Here is a 21,014-nt window from a genome sequence, read left to right as displayed (position 1 = left end):
GATGCACCACTATGACTACATCAGGGATGGCGACGCGATTTATCGCCAGTCCTTCGCCATCATCCGCGCCGAGGCCGATCTTTCGGCCTTTTCGGCGGATGAAGCCGAACTCGCCATCCGCATGATCCACGCCGCCGGCTCGGTCGAGGCGGCGCAGCATTTCGAGTTCGGCCCGGGCTTCGTTACCGCCGCCCGCGCCGCCTTGGCCTCCGGCGCGCCCATTTTCTGCGATGCCGAAATGGTCGCCCGCGGCGTCACCGCCGCCCGCCTGCCGGCCCATAACGAAGTCATCTGCACCCTGCGCGATCCGGCCACGCCAACCATCGCTGCCGAGATCGGCAATACCCGCTCCGCCGCCGCGCTCCGTCTCTGGCTGCCACGCCTCGCCGGCTCCGTCGTCGCCATCGGCAATGCGCCCACCGCTTTGTTCTTCCTGCTCGAACTGCTCCGCGACGGCGCCCCAAAACCCGCCGCCATCCTCGGCATGCCGGTCGGTTTTGTCGGCGCCGCCGAATCCAAGGCCGCCCTCGCCGAAGACTCCTACGGCGTCCCCTATGCCATCGTCCGCGGCCGCCTCGGTGGCTCGGCCATGACGGCCGCCGCGCTCAATGCCGTGGCGAGGCCGGGCATATGAGGGGCAAGCTTATTGGCGTCGGCACGGGTCCGGGCGACCCGGACCTGCTCACCCTGAAGGCCGTGCGCGCCATCGAAAGCGCCGACGTGATCGCCTGGTTCGCCAAGCAGGGCAATGCCAGCAATGCCCGCGCCATCGTGGCTGACCGCATCACCACCCAGATCGAGGAGCATCTGGGTTATCCGGTCACCACCGAAATCGATCGCCGCCACGACGCATACAAGGCCGCCACCTCGGCCTTCTACGCGGAAGCCGCCGCCCGCGTCGCCGCCCATCTCGATGCCGGCCGTTCTGTCGCCGTGCTCAGCGAAGGCGACCCGCTCTTCTACGGCAGCTACATGCATCTCCATGTGCGCCTCGCCCACATTTACGACACCGAGGTCATCCCCGGCATTACCGCCATGTCCGGCTGCTGGTCGCAGGCCGGGCTACCGCTGGTGCAGGGCGACGATATCCTCTCCGTCCTTCCCGGCACGCTGGACGAAGTCGATCTCAGCACCCGCCTCAACAATAGTGATGGCGCCGTCATCATGAAGGTTGGCCGCAACCTGCCCAAGATCCGCCGCGCCATCGAAGCCGCCGGCCGGCTCGATACCGCCGTTTATGTCGAGCGCGGCACCATGGCCAATGGCCACGCCATCCGCCTCGCCGACAAGACCGACGATGTCGCCCCCTATTTCGCCATCGTGCTGGTCCCCGGCTGGAGCACGCGCCCATGAGTGGCAAACTGACAGTCGTCGGCACCGGCCCCGGCAACCCCGATCAAACCACGCCCGAAGCCACGGCCGCCATTGCCGCCGCCCATGTCTTCTTCGGCTACGGTCCCTATCTTGACCGCCTCACGCTCCGCCCCGACCAGCGCCGCGTCGCCTCCGATAACAGAGAGGAACTGGCCCGCGCCAAGGATGCTCTCCACACTGCCGCCTCGGGCGAACAGGTCTGCGTCGTCTCGGGCGGCGATCCGGGCGTCTTCGCCATGGCAGCCGCCATTTGCGAAGCCATCGAAGCCGGCCCGCCCGCCTGGCGCGCCGTCGATCTGGCCATCGTCCCCGGCGTCACTGCCATGCTAGCCGTCGCCGCCCGGGCCGGCGCGCCCCTGGGCCACGATTTCTGCGCCATATCGCTATCCGACAATCTCAAGCCGTGGACCGTCATCGAAGCCCGCCTGCGCGCCGTGGCCTCTGCCGGGCTGGTCATTGCGCTCTACAATCCCATTTCCAAGGCCCGCCCCTGGCAGCTCGGCACCGCCTTCGCCATCCTGCGCGAAGTCCTGCCCTGGACCACGCCGGTCATCTTCGGCCGCGCCGCCGGCCGCCCCGACGAAGCCATGACCATTGTGACGCTAGCCGAGGCCGACGCGACCAAGGCCGACATGGCCACCTGCGTCATCATCGGCTCCCCCGAAACCCGCATCATAGAGCGCGAAGGCCTGCCCCCGCTGATCTATTCCCCGCGCGGGGTCAAAGCATGACGGATAATCCTGCTTGCGCGGCCCCACCCCACCCTCAATCCCTCCCCATCAAGGGGAGGGAGGCGCTAGCTCTGAGGTCAGTGTTCATCGTCTCCCTCCCCCTTGTGGGGAGGGATCAAGGGTGGGGGTGCTGCGCCATCCACCACGCTGGGCGTGCCCCATGACCACCCCCTGGCTCTCCATCGTCGGCATAGGCGAAGACGGCCTTTCCGGCCTCGGCACCGCCGCAAAAGCCGCCATTGCCGATGCCGAAGTGGTCTTCGGCGGCACCCGCCATCTCGAGCTGGCCGCGTCAGCCATATCTGGCGAGGCGCATCCCTGGCCCACGCCCTTTTCCATCGACCCCATCATCGCCCTGCGCAACCGCAAGGTCTGCGTCCTCGCCTCGGGCGATCCGTTCCATCACGGCGTCGGCGCCACCCTCGCCCGCCATATCGATGCCAGCCAGATGCAGGTTTTCCCGCATCCCTCATCCTTCAGCCTCGCCGCCGCCCGCCTCGGCTGGCCGCTGCAGGATGTGCTGACCCTCTCCCTCCACGGTCGCCCGCTCGATCTCATCCGCCCCCATCTCCATCCCGGCGCGCGCATCCTCGCCCTCACCTCGGACGAAAACGGCCCCGCCGCGCTGGCGAAACTGCTCACCGAATCCGGCTTCGGCATTTCCATCGTCACCGTGCTGGAAGCCCTGGGCGGCCCCGATGAAACCGTGCGCACCAATGTCGCCATGAATTTCGCCCTCACCGATATCAACCCGCTCAATATCTGCGCCATCAGCGTCGTCGCCCTGCCCGGGGCCCGCATCCTGCCGCTGACACCCGGCCTCGACGATGCCCTCTTCGAGCATGACGGCCAGATCACCAAACGCGAAATCCGCGCCCTCACCCTTTCTGCCCTCGCCCCAAGGCGCGGCGAACTCCTCTGGGATATCGGCGCCGGCTCAGGCTCCGTAGCCATCGAATGGATGCTGGCCGATCCGAGCCTATCCGCCATCGCGGTGGAAGCCGATCCGGTGCGTGCGACAAGAATATCGCGCAATGCCAATGGGCTGGGCGTCCCCTCTCTCAAATTGATTCAAGGCCATGCCCCCGAAGCTCTTGCAGGACTTGAAGAACCTCATGCAGTTTTTATAGGCGGTGGCGGCTCCGATCCCGGCGTGCTCGACACCGCCATCACAGCCCTCCGCCCCGGCGGGCGCCTCGTCGCCAATGCCGTGACGCTGGAAATGGAGGCCCTGCTCCTCGCCCGGCACGCCGAACTGGGCGGCACTCTCACCCGGTTCTCAATTGAACGCGCCGAAGCCATCGGCAGCATGACCGGCTGGAAACCGGCACGGCCGATCGTGCAATGGGTGTGGGCGAAGCCATGACCATCGCAAGAAACCCCTCATCCGCCCTTCGGGCACCTTCTCCCGCAAGGGGAGAAGGGGGGGCACCGCAGCCAGCCAAACGAGTGGAGCCACCCCTCGCCCCTTGCGGGAGAGGGTGATTTTTGCGGCGTTCAGCCGGAAAAATCGGGTGAGGGGTTGCCTCCGCTTGCGCCGAGGCCCACCCCATGACCATCCACTTCATCGGCGCCGGCCCCGGCGCGGCCGATCTCATCACCGTGCGCGGCATGAATCTCCTGCGCACCTGCCCGGTCTGCCTCTATGCCGGCTCCATCGTGCCGCCAGACATGCTGGCCTGGTGCGGACCCGATACCCGCCTCGTCGACACCGCGCCCCTGTCCCTCGACGAGATCGAGGCCGAATATATCCGCGCCCACGCAGCCGGGCAGGATGTTGCCCGCCTCCATTCCGGCGATCTCTCCGTCTGGAGCGCCGTGGCCGAACAGATGCGCCGGCTCGACCGCCTCGGCATTGCCTATACGCTCACCCCCGGCGTTCCCGCCTTCGCCGCCGCCGCCGCCGCGCTCGGCCGCGAACTCACCATCCCCGCCGCCGCGCAGAGCCTGGTCCTCACCCGCGTTTCCGGCCGCGCCTCGCCCATGCCATCAGGAGAAACCCTGGCCGCCTTCGGCGCGACCGGCGCAACCCTGGCGATTCACCTCGCCATCCACGCCCTCGACCGCGTCGTGGCCGAGCTCACCCCGCTCTATGGCGCTGATTGCCCCGTCGCCGTGGTCTTCCACGCCTCCTGGCCCGACGAAAAGATCATAAGCGGCACGCTTGCCGATATCGAAGCGCGCTTTGCCGCCGATCCGGTGGAGCGCACCGCCATCATCTTCGTCGGCCGCGGCCTGGACGAAGCCGATTTCCGCGAAAGTTCGCTCTACGACCCGGACTATCAGCGGCGGTTCAAGGACCGGAAATAGGCGCTCCACTGCTCGCCCGCACCACCAGGTCCGGCTCGATCAACGTCATCTCCGGCTCCGGCAAGGCCTCTGCCTGGATCAGCCCGAGCAGCCGCTCCACCGCCAGTTCGGTCACCTGCCCCACGGCATAGTCCACGCTGCTGATCGGCGTCGCGGCATATTGAGCGAATTCGATATTGTCGAAGCCGACAATCGCCATGTCGTCGGGCACGCGACGCCCGTTTTCCTGCGTCCAGCGCAGCGCGCCCAGCGCCAGCAGGTCGGTCGCCGCCAGCACAGCCGTCATGCCGCCACCCCGCGCCGCCAGTTCCGCCATGGCCGCATAACCGCCCGCCACCGAATGGGTCTGCGGCACCACCAGCAGCCCCTCGTCCACCGCAATGCCCGCCTCGTCCAGTGCCTGCCGATAGCCATCGAGCTTTTCGAAATTGCCCCGCTCGCCGCCGCCATCGATCAGCCCGATCTGCCTGTGTCCCTGCTCCAGCAGGTGGCGCATCGCCTTGTGGCTGCCCCGCCGCGTGTCCATGGCCACCACATCAACGCCCGCATCCATGTCGCCCACCAGCAGCACCAGCGGTTGCCCCGCCTGGCGCAGGCGGCGGATATGATCGAGGTCGCGATGGGCGCGCGGATAGATCAGCATGCCGTCCACCTGTCGCGAACGGAACATCTCGATCACCTTCTTTTCCTCGTGGTGATCGCCATTGGAGGTGGCGAACAGGGTCGAATAGCCCCGCTCAGCCAGCCGCAATTCGATTTCCTGCGCCACCAGCGTCAGGATGGGATTGGTGATCGAGGTCAGCACCAGCCCGATGGTCCGCGTCTCGCGGCTCACCAGCGATTTGGCGATGTGGTTGGGCAGGTAGTTCAGCGCCTCGGCCGCCTGGCGGATCGTCGCCCGCGTCTCCTGGGGAATGCGCGGACTGTCGCGCAAAGCCAGCGACACGGTATTCACCGAAAATCCGGTCTGGTCGGCGATATCCTTCAGGCGAACGATCGGTCTGCCCATGCTCGTCCCTTGTATGAGCGCGAACAGCCTCCCTAGCATTTCGGTTTGCCATTACCAAGCCGAAGCCCGGGCGCGCCCTAATGCGCCGCCGGCCCGATCAGCCGCGAGCGGATGGCATTGGACACATTGTCGAACAGGAACACCACGCCCAGGATCAGCAGTACCATATAGGCCACCTTGTCCCAGTCCGAATTGGTGCCCATGGCCTCGAGCAGCTTGAGCCCGATACCCCCCGCCCCCACCGCGCCGATAATGGTGGCCGAGCGCGTATTGCTCTCCCAGAAATACAGCGACTGGGAAATGAACACCGGCAGCACCTGCGGCACCACGCCGAAGCGGTTGACCGAGGCCGGGCTGGCCCCGACCGATTTCACGCCCTCGCGCTGCTTGTCGTCGACATTTTCCAGCGCCTCGGCATAGACCTTGCCCAGCGCCCCGGTATCGGTGAAGAAAATCGCCGCGATGCCGGGGATGGGTCCCGGTCCGAAGCCCCGGGTGAAGAACAGGGCCCAGATCAGCATGTCGATGGAGCGCAGGAAATCGAAGCCGCGCTTCATCAGCCAGTTGGCCGCCCGGTTCGGCGTAATGGTCCGCGCCGCCACGAAGGCCAGCGGGAAAGCCACTAGCGTCGCAAACAGCGTGCCGACAAAGGCCATGACCAGCGTCTGCATCAGTTTGGCAAGAATATCGGCATGCTGCCAGGCCCGGTTGCCCAGCCATTCGCTCAGCACCTGCTGACCGTGGCCGGTGAACACCAGCCCCACCGTATCGAACAGGTCATTGCCCCACAGCGGCGAGCGCGGATCGTAGAGGAAATTGGCCCAGCCCAGGAACCGGCGCTGCACCGCCACCTGGTTGTCGCGGATTTCCGCCTGCCCGGCAAAGCCGTAATGCACCAGCACCTTCTTGCCATCCTGCTCGATGGCAGCAGGCGCATCCGCCGGCGCAATGGCACCATCAGCGGTAATGGTCACCGGCCACGCCACGCCATCGACATAGACGTCCACCTGGCTGGTGGAAATCTCCAGCCGGTCATCCGCACCGCCGAACGTGGCGGTCATGCTGCCGTCGTCATGCGGGGTCAGCCAGTCGATCTCGGCGCCCTCGGCATATTGCCCGCGGCTCGACCATTGCGGCACCACCGCGCCATCCTCGAAGCGCAGGCGCGGTTGCGCCCGCCAGCTATACCAGTCCTGGATATAGATACCCGCCCGGTCCCATTTGCCGTTCTGCAGCGCCGGCCCGACGCTGAAGAAGAACCAGCAGAACACCAGATAGAGCAGCGTCAGCCCGATGCCGACCAACAGCCCCCAGCGGCGCATGAAACTCTGGCGGAAGACTTCAGGATATTTCTTTTCGAGCCGGCTGCGCTCGGCGATGCTGATCGTGCTCATCATGCCGCTCCCCGGCCCATAGCGAAGGATTGGTTGCCGACCAGCCGGCGCCGCAGCCAGCCCGAAAACTGGTCGATGCAGACAATCGTCACCAGCAACAGGATCACGATGGCATAGGTCTTGGCCGCATGGTCGCGGCCAATCGACAGGCGAAACACCTCGCCGATGCCGCCGCCGCCCACCGCGCCGATAATGGTCGAGGCGCGCACATTGATTTCGGTACGCAGCAAGGTGTAGCTGACGAAATTGGGCAAAACCTGCGGCAGGATGGCGAAGCGCACCCGCTCCAGCCAGGTCGCCCCCACCGAGCGCAGCCCTTCCTCGGGCTTCATGTCGGCATTTTCGACCACTTCGAAGAACAGCTTGCCCAGCGCACCGATCGTATGCAGCGACACCGCCGCGATGGCCGCGATCGGCCCGATGGACAGCACCGCCGTCAGCAGCCCCGCAATGACGATTTCGGGAAAGGCGCGCAAAACTTCCATGATGCGCCGCACCACCCAACGCACCGCGCCCGCGCCGACCAGGTTGGTGGCTGCGAAGAAGCACAGGCAGAAGGCAATCGAGCCGCCGATAATGGTCGAGACAATGGCGATATTGACCGTGATGATCAGCTGGTAGACGAAGTTGGGAATGTAGAGGCTCTCGGTCAGGTAGTGCCGGTCCGAGGTATAGTCGAATTTCAGCGAGCCATCGTAATAGGGCGACTCGATATCGAACATGGCCCGGAAGATTTCGAGCGGGTCGTTCGGCACGAAATTCTTCAGGAAATCAAACAGATACGGCAGCCGGTCGAAGAACTTTCCCGAGTTCGCCGCATTGGCATAGTTCATCGCCGCCAACAGCGCGACCACCACCAGCGCCACCCCGATCACCGAATAGACCCGCCGGGTGAGAACCTGGCCGCGATAATGCCGCAGCAGGGTTTCGTTGGCGGGGGAAAGCGGGACATCGGTCATGGGCAACTGCTTCCGCTGAAGGTTCAGTCGTCTCCCTCCCCCTTGTGGGGAGGGATCAAGGGTGGGGGTTCTTTCCCCACGTTCGGAGCGTGTGACTCCCCCACCCTCATTCCCTCCCCACAAGGGGGAGGGAAGCTCGTTCGGCGAATGTGGGGAGAGAGCGGGTTAGCCCCCGATCACCGACTTACGGGCGTCGATGATGGTCTGGTAGAACTGCTGGTCGGCCGGGGCGAAATCGACATAGCCGCCGCCGGTGAAGCTGTCGAAGCAGTCGAAATCGGCTGCCGGCAGGCCCACGAAATAGGCCTTCACCTTTTCCTTCATCTCGTCGGAAAGGTTGTTCGACACCATCAGCGGGCCGTTCGGGATGATCGGCGACTGCCAGACTTCCACCAGGTCGTCCATGTCGAGCAGGCCTTTGTCGACCATGATGCGCAGGTTGCCGGTGGTGTAACCTTCGCTCCAGGCGCCCTGGCCCGAACCGAAAGTGGTGCCCACGTCCCAGGTGCCGTCGAGCACGCCGAGAACCAGGTTTTCATGGCCGCCGCCAAAGCCGGTTTCGCTGTAGAATTCAGCGATCGGCATGCCGAGATCGGCCGGCAGCGACACGTTCGGCACCAGGTAGCCCGAGGTCGAATCCGGGTCGGCAAAGCCGAGCTTCTTGCCCTTGGTCGAGGCCAGGTCGGTGATGCCGCTATCGGCACGGGCGACCATGATCGACACATAACCGGTCGAGCCGTCCTGCTGCTTGGTGGTCAGGATCGGGTCAACCGCTTCGGGGTCGCTCAGGTAGATCGAGGCATAGGACGAGGCGCCCATGATGGCGATGTCGATCGTGCCGCCGAGCAGGCCCTGGATGACGCCGTTATAGTCCGGCGAGGGGAAGAACTGCACTTCGGCAACGCCGGTGGCGGCCTTGAGGCTGTCGACGACGCATTCGGAACGGCGGAGCTGGTCGCTCTCGTTCTCGCCGCCATCGAGGCCGATGCGCAGGACATTGACGTCCTGGGCGAAGGCAACGGTGGACATGGTCAGGGCCACGGAGGCCAGCAGGATCGTGCGGATCGCGGTCATGGATATCTTCCTTTGGTGACGCGGGTTTGTCGGCAGGCCCGAAATTCGGGCCGCGGAACTTCGGTAAAATCAGGGAGCCTGCTGCGCGTTGGTCGGCGTGCGCGGCAGGCGAAGGGGCGCGACAGGCGCAATCGACGTCGAGGTCATCGCCTCCGAAAAGGCTTCCTTGAGCCCGTCGGCGCCATAGATGGTGCGGGCCACATCGGTGGTCAGCTCGTCCGGCGTGCCGTCGAACACCACCTTGCCCGCGGCCATGCCGATAATGCGCTCGCAATAGGCGCGCGCCGTATCGAGCGTATGCAGGTTGGTGATGACGGTGATGCCCTCGGCATTGATGTCGCGCAGGCTGTCCATGACGATCTGCGCATTGCGCGGATCGAGCGAGGCAATCGGCTCGTCCGCCAGGATCATTTTCGGCCCCTGCATCAGCGCCCGGGCAATCGCCACGCGCTGCTGCTGGCCACCAGACAGCGTCTGCGCCCATTGCATCGCCGTCGCCGCGATATCGAGCCGCTCCAGCGCCTTGAGCGCCTCGAGCTGTTCGCCCGGCGAAAACACCTGCAGCAGGTTCAGCACCGGATTGCGGCCATTGAGCCGCCCCAGCATGACATTGGTGATCACGTCGAGCCGCGGCACCAGGTTGAATTGCTGGAAAATCATGGCGCAGTCGCGCTGCCAGTTCCGCAACGCCTGCCCGCGCAGCTCCGAGACGCGCAGGTCGCCATAGTCGATGGAGCCCGACGACACGTCGGCCAGGCGGTTGATCATGCGCAGCAAAGTCGATTTGCCCGCGCCCGAGCGGCCGATCACGCCGACCATCTGCCCTTGCGGGATTTCGAGGTTCACGCCGCTGACGGCGACCTTGTCACCGAACCGACGCGATACGTTGGAAATCTTCAGCATCAGGGTCGCCCCGCCGTTGAACTGCGGCAGACCTAGGGCGGAGACGTGAAGCTGGGATAACGGTTGAATGACGGTTGCGTGACTATGCACAAGGCCGCTGTGGCGGGGTGTCGCGGGGGCACTTCTCCCCTTCTCCCCTTGAGGGAGAAGGTGCCCGAAGGGCGGATGAGGGTCCTGCGCTATCCAAGAACATTGAAGCATGGGATGGCGCAGAACCCCTCACCCGGTTCTTCCGCTGAACGCGGAAGAACATCCCTCTCCCTCAAGGGGAGAGGGTAGAGACGCTGCCCCTACCCCTCATACTTCTCCAGAAACCCCTCCACCCCGAGCTTGCGAAAATCCGGTAGCGCCGCATGCAGCTTCTCGTGGCTCCAGTCCCACCACTTCATCGCATCCAGCCGCCCCGCCACATCATCGCTGAACCGCTGCCGGATCACCCGCGCCGGCACACCCACGGCAATGGCGAAATCCGCCACATCCTTCGTCACCACAGCGTTCGACCCGATGATCGCCCCATTGCCGATCCGCACGCCCGGCATCACCACCGCGCCATGCCCGATCCAGGTATCGTGCCCGATGGTGATCCCCTGCCCCGCCCGCCAGTCGAAGAAATCCTGATCGTCCGCCTCGCCCTCGAAATACCAGCTCGAGCGATAGGTGAAATGGTGCAACGAGGCCCGCTCCATCGGGTGCATCGAGGCATAAATCCGCACATGGCTGGCGATATTGGCAAACTTGCCGATCTCGGCATAGGCGATCTGCGTATTCTCGACGCAATAGGAATAGTCCCCGAGCGTCGAGCGCGACACATGGCTGCCCGCCCCAACCTCGGTATAGCGCCCCAGCGTCGAGCCGCTGACCTGCGCCGTAGGATGGATAGAGGGCGTCTCGCTCAACCAGGTCATGCCGCCACCTTTGGCGCAAACGCCGTCACATCGACCACGCGGTCGGCCACCTGCACCCGCACATCCTCGTCATGGAAAATGCCCAGCAAGGCCACGCCGGCGGCCTTCTTCTCGGCGATCATCGCCACCACCACGGCCCGATTGGTCGCATCGAGCGACGCCGTCGGCTCGTCCAGCAGCAGCACGGGATGATCGGTGATGAAACCGCGCGCGATATTCACCCGCTGCTGCTCGCCGCCCGAAAACGTCGCCGGCGGCAAGCTCCACAGCCGCTCCGGTAGGTTGAGCCGCGCCAGCAACGCCCTGGCCCGCGCCTGCGCCTCCTCTCGCTCCACGCCGCGGATCACCAGCGGCTCCGCCACCACATCCAGCGCCGAGACGCGCGGCACCGTGCGCAGGAACTGGCTGACATAGCCGATACTATCCCGCCGCAGCGTCAGCACCGTCCGCGGATCGGCCGTCGCCAGGTTCACCGCCTCGCCATGATGCCGGATGACAATCGCCCCGGCATCGACGCCGTAATTGCCATAGACCATCTTGAGGATCGAAGACTTCCCCGCCCCCGACGGCCCGCCCAGCACCACGCATTCGCCCGGCTGGACTTCGAAATTCACATTCTCCACCACCGGCAGAACCACCCCATCGCGCAGATGCATGGTGAAGGTCTTGGCGAGGCTGCGGACGGACAGGGCGGTCATTGGATGGCTCCATGTATGCGGAAGTAACCCCCACCCTTGATCCCTCCCCACAAGGGGGAGGGAGACGATGGAGCTACGTTAAGTGGCACAATCTCGTCATCGCACCGGCGGGGCTTCCCTCCCCCTTGTGGGGAGGGAATGAGGGTGGGGGTATGATTGGCCATCATCCTCACACCTGCAAAATCGAGCTGACCAGCAACTGCGTATAAGGCTCGCGCGGATCATCCAGCACCCGATCCGTCAGTCCCGCCTCGATCACATGCCCATCCTTCATCACCATCATGCGATGGCTCAGCAGCCGCGCCACGGCGAGATCATGGGTCACGACGACAGCCGCCAGCCCCAATTCCCCCACCAGCCCGCGCAACAGGTCGAGCAGCCGCGCCTGCACAGACACGTCGAGCCCACCCGTCGGCTCGTCCATGAACACCAGCCGCGGCCCAGTCACCAAATTCCGCGCAATCTGCAGCCGCTGCCGCATGCCGCCGGAAAAGCTGCGCGGCTGGTCATCGATCCGGTCCGCCGCAATCTCCACCCGCCCGAGCCAATCAAGCGCCGTCTCGCGAATATGCCCATAATGCCGGTCGCCCACCGCCATCAGCCGCTCGCCGACATTGGCGCCCGCCGACACCGTCATGCGCAGCCCGTCCGCCGGGTTCTGATGCACGAAGCCCCAGTCCGTCCGCACCAGGAACCGCCGCTCGGCCTCGCTCAATTCATAGATATTGCGCCATTCCCCGTCGCGCATGCGATAGAGCGTGCGGCCCGCGCTCGGCTCCAGCGTGGCCGACAGCGAATTGAGCAAAGTCGTCTTGCCCGATCCCGATTCCCCCACAATGGCCAGCACTTCGCCCGGCCACAACTCGAAACTCACATCGGCGCAGCCCAGGCGGGAGCCGTAAAACTTGGTCAGGTTCTCGACGCGGAGAAGGGGTTGGTCAGTCATTGGGGTTCTCCGAAATTTCCAAACCCCTCATGGCAATACTCCTGCGTCCTCAAAGCCCTCATGGTGAGCTTGTCGAACCACGAGGGCGGGCACGCCAATCCTGCCACGACCTCGTCCTTCGACAAGCTCAGGATGAGGTCTACTGGGAAAGTCTCTTTGCTCATTCCGCCGCCTCCACACCCAGCGCCCCGACATGCCCTGCCGCGCGCCGTTCCTCGCAATTATCGGTGTCCGAGCAGACATACATATGCCCGCCCCGGTCATCGAGGATCACCTCGTCCAGATAGACCTGTTCCGCGCCACACAGCGCGCAGGGTTCCTCGAAATGCTGGATGGCAAAGGGATGATCCTCGAAATCGAGGCTCACCACCTCGGTATGCGGCGGCACCGCATAAATCCGGTGCTCGCGCCCGGCTCCGAACAGTTGCAGCGCTTCGCTCATATGCATCTTGGGATTGTCGAATTTCGGCGTCGGCGACGGGTCCATCACGTAGCGCCCCTCGACCTTGACCGGATAGGCGTAGGTCGTGGCGATCCGCCCATGCCGGGCGATATCCTCGTAGAGCTTCACATGCATCAGCCCGTATTCTTCCAGCGCATGCATCTTGCGCGTCTCGGTCTCGCGCGGTTCCAGGAACCGCAAGGGCTCGGGGATCGGCACCTGATAGACCAGGATCTGCCCCTGCCCCAGCGTCCGCTCGGGAATACGATGCCGCGTCTGGATGATGGTCGCCTCGCCTGTATGCGTCGTCGTCGCCACCTGCGCCACCTTGGCAAAGAAGGCGCGGATCGAGACCGCATTGGTCGTATCGTCCGCCCCCTGATCGATGACCTTGAGCACGTCATCCGGCCCGATAATCGACGCCGTCACCTGCACCCCGCCCGTGCCCCAGCCATAGGGCATGGGCATTTCGCGGCTGGAGAACGGCACCTGATAGCCGGGAATGGCGATGGCCTTAAGAATGGCCCGCCGGATCATCCTTTTGGTCTGCTCGTCGAGATAGGCAAAGTTGTATTGGGCGACGGCGTTCATTCCGCGGCCTCCTTCAGTTCGGCCGCTTCATGCTCGGCCCGCATGCGCCGGATCAGGTCCAGCTCGGCCTGGAAATCCACGTAATGCGGCAGTTTCAGATGCTCGACGAAGCCCGTCGCCTGCACATTGTCCGAGTGGGAAATCACGAATTCCTCGTCCTGCGCCGGCGCCACCACGTCCTCGCCGAACTCCTTCGCGCGCAAGGCACGATCCACCAGCGACATGGCCATGGCCTTGCGCTCGGCCTGCCCGAACACCAGCCCATAGCCGCGGGTGAATTGCGGCGGCACTTTCGCCGAGCCCTTGAACTGGTTGACCATCTGGCACTCGGTCACCCTTATGCGTCCCAGATTCACGGCAAAGCCCAATTCGGGCACGTCGAATTCCACATCGACCTCGCCGATGCGGATTTCGCCGACGAAAGGATGGGTGCGGCCATAGCCGCGCTGCGTCGAATAGCCGAGCGCCAGCAGAAAACCCTCGTCGCCCCGCGCCAGGGCCTGCAGCCGCAGATCGCGGTCGAGCGGAAAATCCAGCGGCTCGCGCGTCAGGTCGCCGACATCGCCTTCGGGGTCGGTCTCGCCATCGGGCTCCATCAGCCCCTGCCGCCCCAGTAGGTCGGTCACCCGCGGCGCCTGCGCCGCCTCGGCCTCGCGCGTCACCGGGGCCGGCACGTCGCCGGTAACAATCGCCGGGTCCAGCAGGCGGTGGGTATAGTCAAACGTCGGCCCCAGCATCTGCCCGCCGGGCAGGTCCTTGAAGGTTGCCGAAATGCGTCTTTCGATCAACATCGCCCCGGTAGCGACCGGCTGCGAATAGCCAAACCGCGGCAACGTCGTACGATAGGCCCTCACCAGGAATATCGCCTCGATCAGGTCGCCCCGCGCCTGCACCAGCGCCAGAGCCGCCAGTTCCCGGTCATAGAGCGAGCCCTCGCCCATGGCCCTATCCACCGCGAGCCCCAACTGCTCCATGATCTGGTCCAGCCGCAGGGCCGGCACCGCGCGGTCGCCGCGCCGGCGATCGGCCAGCAAGGCATGGGCATTGGCAATGGCGGCTTCCCCGCCCTTGACGGCTACATACATTTCAATGTCCTTCCGCAATCCGCGTCGAGCGCGGCAGGCCCATCACCGCGCCATCGCCCACCAGCAGCAGGTCCACGCCGCGCGGGAACAGCTCGCGATTGGCCGCCCATTGCGCGACGAAATCCGTGGGCAGCCCAACGGGACTAATCTTGCGCTGGTCCTTGATCCCCGGCCCGCGAATAACCATCTCGTCGCCACCCGCAAAAGCAGTCACGCCGAGCACGATGGTGGTCGACCGGTCGGGGTATTCCTGCGTGCCGAGATTGAACGCATCGAGGCTGGGCAATTCGCGCGCCGCCCCGGCAAAAGCGAATACCGCATGCCCGGTTTCGTTCACGATCGGCGCGCCGGTATGAAACGCCACAAAGCCTTCCACGCCGGCCGTCTGCCGCAAGGTTTCGCTCACCCAGATTGACGTGTCCTGGTCGCTCAACGTTAACAGTGTGCTAACCAATTCGCCGCTGAGGGGACCGTGTGCGGGCGCCGGATCCGCGAATTTTTGCACCGTTCCGGGATTGGCCAAAGCGTCCATAATGGCCCGAAAACTGCTCTGCGCCTGCCGCACCGGCTCGGAAAATCCGCCGTCGAGACCGATATCCATTTCAGTTATCCCCGCGCACCATGGTGAAAAAGTCGACCCGCGTCGCCGCGGCCTCGTCGCGACGTTTGCCGTCGGCTTCCGCCGCAAGTACCCGCAGCGGCTCGATAATTTCCGCTTCCACCGCCCCAGCATCGCGCTGCCACAGCGCGTCGATCACGGCGATAGCCTCGGCCTTGGCGAGGTCGCGGCCCAGGCAATACCCGTGCCCCACTTCCCCGCTTACAATGCGCACGCTGGCGCGGCTCACGCTGGCCTCGCCCAGGTTGAACGGCGCTCCCCCGCCCCCGGCGCGGCCGCGCACCATGACCAGCCCGACTTCGGGTCCGCGCACGAACTTATGCACGGGCTTGTCGGGCCAGCTTTCCCACAGCGCGGCCAAAGCCCGCGCCGGGGCGGCGGCCAGTACATCCAGCGCCGCCTTGCGCGCGCTATTATCGATGGAGGGTTGCGTCTGCATGCTTGCCTCGATTTGTCTAATACACTAGACAACTAATGTCCTGAATCCGGTCCTACGCTTCTCGTGTGAAAATGCAATGACAGTTTCCAAAGACGTTTCCGGTGGGGTGGCTCTGTGGCGGCGCATTGCCGATGCCATCCGCCTCGACATTGTCGGTGGCAAGCTCGCCAGCGGCGATCGCCTGCCCACCGAAGCCCTTCTGGCCGAACGCTTTTCCGCCAATCGGCATACGGTGCGCCGTGCCCTCGCCGTGCTCGCCGAGGAGGGCGTGGTGGGCGCCGAACAGGGCCGCGGCACCTTCGTCCGCAGCGCCCGCCGCCTCTCCTACCCCATCGGCCGGCGCACGCGATTTCGCGAAGGTCTCAGGGGCCAGGCCGCCAGCCTCGTCTCGCAAAGCCTCAGCCACCGCATCGAGAATGCCACAGCCGCCGTAGCCGCCGCTCTGGGCCTCAAGCCGGGCGCCAAGGTGGTGCGCACGGAAGGCCTGTCCATCGCCGATGGACGGCCGATCTCGCGCTCCACCACCTGGCTGCCCTATCGGCTATTCCCCGATTTCGCCGAGCGCATCGCCCAGTTGCAATCGACCACAGCGGTCTTTGCCAGCTACGGCATAGACGATTATGCCCGCGCTTCGACCCGCATCTCCGCCCGCCATGCCGATGTCGAAGAGACCAAGCTGCTGGGCCTGGCACCGGGCGCCATCCTGCTGGTGTCCGAGGCGGTCGACGTGGATTCGGCAGCAATTCCAATATCCTACGCGCTAAGCCGGTTTCCGGCAGAGCGGATGGAATTGGTGGTTTGATGGTATTGGCGCTGATCTCTCCCACCCACTGGCGCCTCCCCCGGACTTGATCCGGGGGTCTTCCGCCGCTTGTGCCGTGGTGAGAATGACCCGCGGATCAAGTCCGCGGGAGGCGCCGGTAGGTAGGCAACGATAGTGCCACAGCAGCCTTCAAGCCCGCACAACCCCAGCCACATCCTGCAACAGCCGGGTAAACTGCATCCCCGCCACCTCAAGCGCCCCGGAATTATCGATCCGCACCGTGCTCGCCGGCAGGCCATCGCCCGCATTGCGATCCAGCCGCTGCCTTATGGATTCCGCGGTCTCCCGCCCCCGGCTCGCCAGCCGTTCCGCAAGCACCGCCCGGTCGGCCGTCACCGCCACCACCAGCGCATCGGGATAACGCGCCACCAATGCTGGAATCATCCCGCGCGACAGGTTGGCCACCACCACGCGCCCGGCAGCCAGATCGTCTTCCAGCGCCACCGGCAGCCCGTAGCACAGGCCATGCGCGCCCCAGCTCAGGGCAAATTCTCCGGCCGCCTCAGCCGCGGCAAAGGCGGTTTCATCCATGCTGTCATGGTCTTCGCTGCCGCCATCGGCGGGGCGCGTCACCACGCGGCGCACGAAGCGCACGCGGCCACCGGCTTCCAGCCGTTCGCGGGCAAAGCCGATCAGGCTGTCCTTGCCCACGCCGCTGGGGCCGACGACCGCGACGAAGGTTCCGCTCATATCACCCGCTGGCCCTGCCGCCACACCGTCAGCACGATGGGAATGCCGTCCTCAATGCGCAGATGCACGAAGTCGGCCCGCTTGCCCACGGCGATCTCGCCGCGATCGTGGAATCCGGCCGCTTCCGCCGGCCGTTTGGTCACCAGCTGGATCGCCTTGGACAGGCTGATTCCCTCCACGCCGTCGGCAAGCGAGAAGGCCGATTGCAGCATGGAAAAGGGGATATAATCCGAGGACAGGATATCGAGCAGGTCGGCCTCGGCCAGCGCCCGCGCCGATACATTGCCGGAATGCGAGCCGCCGCGCACCACGTTCGGCCCGCCCATGAGAATGGACAGCCCCGCCTGGCGCGAGGCGCGTGCGGCCTCCAGCGTGGTGGGGAACTCGGCGATATGCAGGCCCAGATCCACCGCCTCTTCCACATGGGCGCGGGTGGCGTCGTCATGGCTGGCCAGCACGATGCCCTGGTCGTGGCACATCTGGGAAATCATGCGGCGATGCTTGCCGGAATGGGCCAGCGACTGAGCGTTACGCCGGGCCGTGAAGGCATCGAGCTCGGCATCGCTCATCTTGGTCTTGCCCTGGTAATACACCTTGTAGGCGTCGAGGCTGGCGAACTGGCGCTGGCCCGGCGCATGGTCCATCAGCGAGGCCAGCCGCACCAGCGGATCGTCCTTGATGGCGAGGAAACTATCGAGGCAATCGGGCGCCGAAACCTCGCAGCGCAGGTGGATATAGTGCTCGGCCCGCAGCCGCCCGGCATCCATCCCGGCACGGATCGCCCCGGCCAGAATACGCATTTCCTCGGCGCTGACATCGGTATCCTCATCGAGCCCGATGCGGATAGCGTCGAGCACGGTGGTGATGCCCGAGGCGGCGATCTGCGCATCATGCGCCTGCACCGCGGCCACCGGATTCCAGCGCACGCGCGGGCGCGGCGCATAGTGCGTTTCGAGGTGGTCGGTATGCAGTTCCACCAGGCCCGGGATCAAGTAATCCCCGTCGAGATCGAGCCCGGTCCGGCTCGGCGCGCCGATATCGGTGATGACCCCGCCATCGACCCGCAGCGAGCCTTCCAGCACTTCGTTGGCCAGCACGATCCTTGCATTGGTGAGAACCAGTTCTCCAAGGGTGACAGAGTTCATGACTGACCGATCCTGCAGTGGCGTAACACTGGCTGCGCTAGCCGAATATTATGACGGTTCAACGACATGGCGGTGCCTGTTACAGCCGTTTTCCCGTGGCGCGGTTGAACGGATGCAGCGCCTCGGCCGGCAGAACGAAGTCCAGACTGGCCGCTTCCGCCAGCTCCGAACGGCCCTGCGCGACGATGATCATGGCCTGTTCCAGCCCGACCACGCGCACATAGAGATGGCTCTCCCCGCCCACCGGTTCGATCAGCTCGACCGTCCCCGACAACAAGATATCCCCCGATGCCGCAGCCCCCAGTATAATGGCGTCGGGACGGATGCCGACAATGTCGGTTCCATCCGGCAGCGCCGCGGGCATTGTCACGCCGGGCAGCGCCTCAAGGGCTGCGACATCGAGCAGGTTCATCGGTGGCGAGCCGATAAAGCCGGCGACGAACAGCGAAGCGGGCCGGTCGTAGAGTTCGGTGGGCTTGCCCACCTGTTCGATATGGCCGCCATTCATCACCACCAGCCGGTCGGCCAGGGTCATGGCCTCGAGCTGGTCGTGGGTCACATAGACGCTGGTGGTGCGCAGGCTGCGCTGCAGGCGGCGGATTTCGATACGCATCTGCCCGCGCAGCTTGGCGTCGAGATTGCTCAGCGGCTCATCGAACAGGAAGGCTTTGGGCTGGCGCACGATGGCCCGGCCCATGGCGACGCGCTGGCGCTGCCCGCCGGACAACTGGCGCGGCTTGCGGTCGAGGAAAGGCTCGATCTCCAGCGTCCGCGCCGCCGCTTCGACACGGGCATCGATCTCGGCCCGCGGCGTGCCGCGATTCCTAAGGCCATATTCGAGGTTTCCCCGTACGGTCATATGCGGATAGAGCGCGTAATTCTGGAACACCATGGCGATGTCGCGCTCGGCCGGCTCCTTGGTATTGACCACCGCGCCGCCGATGGAAATCGTGCCATCGCTGATGGTTTCGAGCCCGGCGATCATGCGCAGCAGGGTGGACTTGCCGCAGCCAGAGGGACCGACCAGCACCACCAGTTCGCCATCGCCGATAGCCAGGTCGATGCCGTGGATCACCTGGGCGCCGCCGGGATAGGTCTTCTTGACGCCTGCGAGTTCGATGGCGGCCATGTTATTTCTCCGTTTCCACCAGGCCTTTGACGAACAGGCGCTGCATGAAGATGACGATAAGAACCGGCGGCAGCATGGCCAGCACCACGGCAGCCATGACCAGGTTCCATTGCGGATCGGCGTCGGCAACAGCGGCCATGCGCTTGATGCCCATGACGACGGTATAGAATTTGGGGTCGGTGGTCACCAGCAGCGGCCACAGATACTGCATCCAGCCGTAGATGAAGAGGATCACGAAGAGCGCGGCCATATTGGTACGGCTCAGCGGCAGCAGGATATCGCGGAAGAATTTCATCGGCCCCGCCCCATCGACCCGCGCCGCCTCCATCAATTCATCCGGCACGGTGAGGAAGAATTGCCGGAACAGGAAAGTCGCCGTAGCCGAGGCGATCAGCGGGATGGTCAGGCCGGCATAGGAATTGAGCAGCCCCAGGTCGGACACGACCTTGAAGGTCGGGATGATGCGCACTTCGACCGGAAGCATCAGCGTGATGAAGATGATCCAGAAGGCCAGCGTCCGCAGCGGAAAGCGGAAATAGACGATGGCATAGGCCGAGATGATCGAGATGGCGATCTTGGCCACGGCGATGATGATAGCCATGACCAGCGAATTGGCCAGCATCAGCGTCAGAGGTGGCGCGCCTGAGGTGGACATGCCCTGGCTCAGCATCTGCCCGTAATTGTCGAGCAGGTAGGGACCGGGCAGCAGCGGCACGACATTGCTCAGGAATGCGCCGGGACCATGGGTCGAGGCGATGACGGCCAGATAGACCGGGAAGGCAATGATGATGACGCCGACGACCAGCACCAGATGGGTGAGGACGTTCAGCCAGGGGCGGTTTTCGACCATGGGGCGCTCCTAATACTGCACGCGCCGCTCGACGAAGCGGAACTGGACCACGGTCAGGACGATGACGATGAGCATGAGCAGCACCGATTGGGCTGCCGATGAGCCGATGTTGAGGCCGAGGAAGCCGTCGGCATAAACCTTGTAGACCAGGATATTGGTCGACTGCGCCGGGCCGCCCGACGTGGTGGCATCAACGACGCCGAATGTGTCGAACATGGCGTAGTTGATATTGACGATCAGCAGGAAGAAGGTCGTCGGCGACAGCAGCGGCACGACGATGGTCCAGAACCGCTTGAAGGGTCCTGCCCCGTCGATCGCCGCCGCTTCCGACAGCGAGGCGGGCACCGATTGCAGCCCGGCGACGAAGAACAGGAAATTGTAGGAAATCTGCTTCCAGCTTGCGGCCAGCACGATCAGGATCATGGCCTGGTCGGCATTGACGCGGTGGTTCCAGGTCACGCCCATCTGCCCCAGCACATAGCTGAGAATGCCGATGGAGGGATTGAACATGAACCACCAGAGAATGCCGGCCACGACAGGTGCCACGGCATAGGGCCACACCAGCAGCGTCGTATAGACCCGGCCCGAGCGCAGCAGGCGGTTGACCGCGACGGCAAGGACCAGCGACACGCCCATGGCGATCACGGTCACCAGAACCGCGAAGATCAGCGTGCGCCACAGCGCATTGAGATACATCGGGTCGGCCAGCAGCTTGGAATAGTTGGCAAACCAGATGAAGGTCGTCTTGAAACCGAACGGGTCCTCGCGTTCGAACGAGGATTTGACGGCCTGCAGAGCCGGCCAGATGAAAAACACCAGCGTGATGGCCAGTTGCGGCGCCAGCAACCCATAGGGCAGCCACATGTTCGGAAAGATCGTGCGCTTGGTCTGCATGGAG

Annotated in this window: 23 protein-coding genes; 6 read left to right on the top strand and 17 right to left on the bottom strand. The window is 64.8% G+C overall.

The genetic code is table 11. The features are described from left to right. Position 1: 1 nt before the first annotated feature. The 5 genes from FPZ08_RS01595 (at position 2) to cobM (ending at position 4,415) form a co-directional block, all read left to right on the top strand. Positions 2 to 634, top strand: coding sequence for a precorrin-8X methylmutase (locus tag FPZ08_RS01595; protein ID WP_146288366.1), 633 nt, complete (start codon positions 2 to 4; stop codon positions 632 to 634). Continuing rightward, positions 631 to 1,353, top strand: a complete 723-nt coding sequence (locus FPZ08_RS01590) for a precorrin-2 C(20)-methyltransferase (protein WP_146288365.1) — start codon at positions 631 to 633, stop codon at positions 1,351 to 1,353. Before FPZ08_RS01595 ends, FPZ08_RS01590 begins: the two co-directional genes overlap by 4 nt. Further along, entirely contained in the window at positions 1,350 to 2,105 is a 756-nt protein-coding gene (locus FPZ08_RS01585) for a precorrin-3B C(17)-methyltransferase (RefSeq protein ID WP_146288364.1), read from the top strand. Before FPZ08_RS01590 ends, FPZ08_RS01585 begins: the two co-directional genes overlap by 4 nt. 160 nt (positions 2,106 to 2,265) lie before the next feature. Beyond that, positions 2,266 to 3,471, top strand: a complete 1,206-nt coding sequence (cbiE, locus tag FPZ08_RS01580; protein WP_146288363.1) for a precorrin-6y C5,15-methyltransferase (decarboxylating) subunit CbiE — start codon at positions 2,266 to 2,268, stop codon at positions 3,469 to 3,471. A gap of 185 nt (positions 3,472 to 3,656) precedes the next feature. After that, complete coding sequence (cobM, locus tag FPZ08_RS01575; RefSeq protein ID WP_146288362.1) at positions 3,657 to 4,415, top strand: precorrin-4 C(11)-methyltransferase; 759 nt, start codon at positions 3,657 to 3,659, stop codon at positions 4,413 to 4,415. Here cobM and FPZ08_RS01570 read toward each other — a convergent pair. From FPZ08_RS01570 to phnG, 12 genes are all read right to left on the bottom strand, one after another. Beyond that, on the bottom strand, positions 4,399 to 5,424 hold the full coding sequence (locus FPZ08_RS01570; protein WP_146288361.1) for a LacI family DNA-binding transcriptional regulator: 1,026 nt from the start codon (positions 5,422 to 5,424) through the stop codon (positions 4,399 to 4,401). The genes cobM and FPZ08_RS01570 overlap by 17 nt on opposite strands. A gap of 77 nt (positions 5,425 to 5,501) precedes the next feature. Continuing rightward, positions 5,502 to 6,818 (bottom strand): phosphonate ABC transporter, permease protein PhnE, encoded by a 1,317-nt coding sequence (phnE, locus tag FPZ08_RS01565; protein WP_425457565.1) that lies wholly within the window; start codon positions 6,816 to 6,818, stop codon positions 5,502 to 5,504. Beyond that, positions 6,818 to 7,777 (bottom strand): phosphonate ABC transporter, permease protein PhnE, encoded by a 960-nt coding sequence (gene phnE / locus FPZ08_RS01560; protein WP_146288359.1) that lies wholly within the window; start codon positions 7,775 to 7,777, stop codon positions 6,818 to 6,820. Before phnE (FPZ08_RS01560) ends, phnE (FPZ08_RS01565) begins: the two co-directional genes overlap by 1 nt. A gap of 165 nt (positions 7,778 to 7,942) precedes the next feature. Further along, a complete protein-coding gene (phnD, locus tag FPZ08_RS01555) occupies positions 7,943 to 8,851 on the bottom strand; it encodes a phosphonate ABC transporter substrate-binding protein (protein WP_146288358.1) in 909 nt (302 codons plus the stop codon). A gap of 69 nt (positions 8,852 to 8,920) precedes the next feature. After that, the gene (gene phnC / locus FPZ08_RS01550; protein ID WP_146288357.1) at positions 8,921 to 9,754 is read right to left on the bottom strand and encodes a phosphonate ABC transporter ATP-binding protein; all 834 of its coding nucleotides are present in this window, start codon (positions 9,752 to 9,754) and stop codon (positions 8,921 to 8,923) included. A 290-nt stretch (positions 9,755 to 10,044) separates the two neighbouring features. Beyond that, on the bottom strand, positions 10,045 to 10,659 hold the full coding sequence (locus FPZ08_RS01545; protein ID WP_146288356.1) for a DapH/DapD/GlmU-related protein: 615 nt from the start codon (positions 10,657 to 10,659) through the stop codon (positions 10,045 to 10,047). Then, positions 10,656 to 11,357 carry a phosphonate C-P lyase system protein PhnL gene (phnL, locus tag FPZ08_RS01540; protein ID WP_146288355.1) on the bottom strand — a complete coding sequence of 234 codons (702 nt, stop codon included), beginning with the start codon at positions 11,355 to 11,357 and terminating at the stop codon, positions 10,656 to 10,658. The genes FPZ08_RS01545 and phnL overlap by 4 nt, the downstream gene beginning before the upstream one ends. 169 nt (positions 11,358 to 11,526) lie before the next feature. Then, positions 11,527 to 12,303 (bottom strand): phosphonate C-P lyase system protein PhnK, encoded by a 777-nt coding sequence (phnK, locus tag FPZ08_RS01535; protein WP_146288354.1) that lies wholly within the window; start codon positions 12,301 to 12,303, stop codon positions 11,527 to 11,529. A 160-nt stretch (positions 12,304 to 12,463) separates the two neighbouring features. After that, the gene (locus FPZ08_RS01530; RefSeq protein ID WP_146288353.1) at positions 12,464 to 13,336 is read right to left on the bottom strand and encodes an alpha-D-ribose 1-methylphosphonate 5-phosphate C-P-lyase PhnJ; all 873 of its coding nucleotides are present in this window, start codon (positions 13,334 to 13,336) and stop codon (positions 12,464 to 12,466) included. Next, on the bottom strand, positions 13,333 to 14,421 hold the full coding sequence (locus FPZ08_RS01525; protein WP_146288352.1) for a carbon-phosphorus lyase complex subunit: 1,089 nt from the start codon (positions 14,419 to 14,421) through the stop codon (positions 13,333 to 13,335). The genes FPZ08_RS01530 and FPZ08_RS01525 overlap by 4 nt, the downstream gene beginning before the upstream one ends. 1 nt (position 14,422) lies before the next feature. After that, positions 14,423 to 15,022 (bottom strand): phosphonate C-P lyase system protein PhnH, encoded by a 600-nt coding sequence (gene phnH, locus FPZ08_RS01520; RefSeq protein ID WP_146288351.1) that lies wholly within the window; start codon positions 15,020 to 15,022, stop codon positions 14,423 to 14,425. 1 nt (position 15,023) lies between these two features. Beyond that, on the bottom strand, positions 15,024 to 15,479 hold the full coding sequence (gene phnG / locus FPZ08_RS01515; protein WP_146288350.1) for a phosphonate C-P lyase system protein PhnG: 456 nt from the start codon (positions 15,477 to 15,479) through the stop codon (positions 15,024 to 15,026). 76 nt (positions 15,480 to 15,555) lie between these two features. Between phnG and phnF the strand changes: the two genes are divergently transcribed. Then, entirely contained in the window at positions 15,556 to 16,281 is a 726-nt protein-coding gene (gene phnF / locus FPZ08_RS01510; RefSeq protein WP_146288349.1) for a phosphonate metabolism transcriptional regulator PhnF, read from the top strand. Positions 16,282 to 16,431: 150 nt separating this feature from the next. On the opposite strand, the gene phnN is transcribed toward phnF, so the two are convergent. From phnN to ugpA, 5 genes are all read right to left on the bottom strand, one after another. After that, on the bottom strand, positions 16,432 to 16,992 hold the full coding sequence (gene phnN / locus FPZ08_RS01505) for a phosphonate metabolism protein/1,5-bisphosphokinase (PRPP-forming) PhnN (RefSeq protein WP_146288348.1): 561 nt from the start codon (positions 16,990 to 16,992) through the stop codon (positions 16,432 to 16,434). Further along, positions 16,989 to 18,137 (bottom strand): alpha-D-ribose 1-methylphosphonate 5-triphosphate diphosphatase, encoded by a 1,149-nt coding sequence (locus tag FPZ08_RS01500; RefSeq protein ID WP_146288347.1) that lies wholly within the window; start codon positions 18,135 to 18,137, stop codon positions 16,989 to 16,991. The genes phnN and FPZ08_RS01500 overlap by 4 nt, the downstream gene beginning before the upstream one ends. Before the next feature lie 79 nt (positions 18,138 to 18,216). Further along, positions 18,217 to 19,266: a sn-glycerol-3-phosphate import ATP-binding protein UgpC gene (locus FPZ08_RS01495; protein ID WP_146288346.1), complete on the bottom strand. Its 1,050-nt coding sequence runs from the start codon at positions 19,264 to 19,266 to the stop codon at positions 18,217 to 18,219. A gap of 1 nt (position 19,267) precedes the next feature. Then, positions 19,268 to 20,116 (bottom strand): sn-glycerol-3-phosphate ABC transporter permease UgpE, encoded by an 849-nt coding sequence (gene ugpE, locus FPZ08_RS01490; RefSeq protein ID WP_146288345.1) that lies wholly within the window; start codon positions 20,114 to 20,116, stop codon positions 19,268 to 19,270. Between the two features lie 9 nt (positions 20,117 to 20,125). Further along, entirely contained in the window at positions 20,126 to 21,010 is an 885-nt protein-coding gene (ugpA, locus tag FPZ08_RS01485; RefSeq protein ID WP_146288344.1) for a sn-glycerol-3-phosphate ABC transporter permease UgpA, read from the bottom strand. Between the last annotated feature and the right edge of the window lie 4 nt (positions 21,011 to 21,014).

It is taken from the genome of Devosia ginsengisoli (assembly GCF_007859655.1).
GTDB classification, from domain to species: domain Bacteria; phylum Pseudomonadota; class Alphaproteobacteria; order Rhizobiales; family Devosiaceae; genus Devosia; species Devosia ginsengisoli.
The sequence above is the reverse complement of the archived record's forward strand: the minus strand, read 5'-3'. Positions and strand labels throughout refer to the sequence as shown.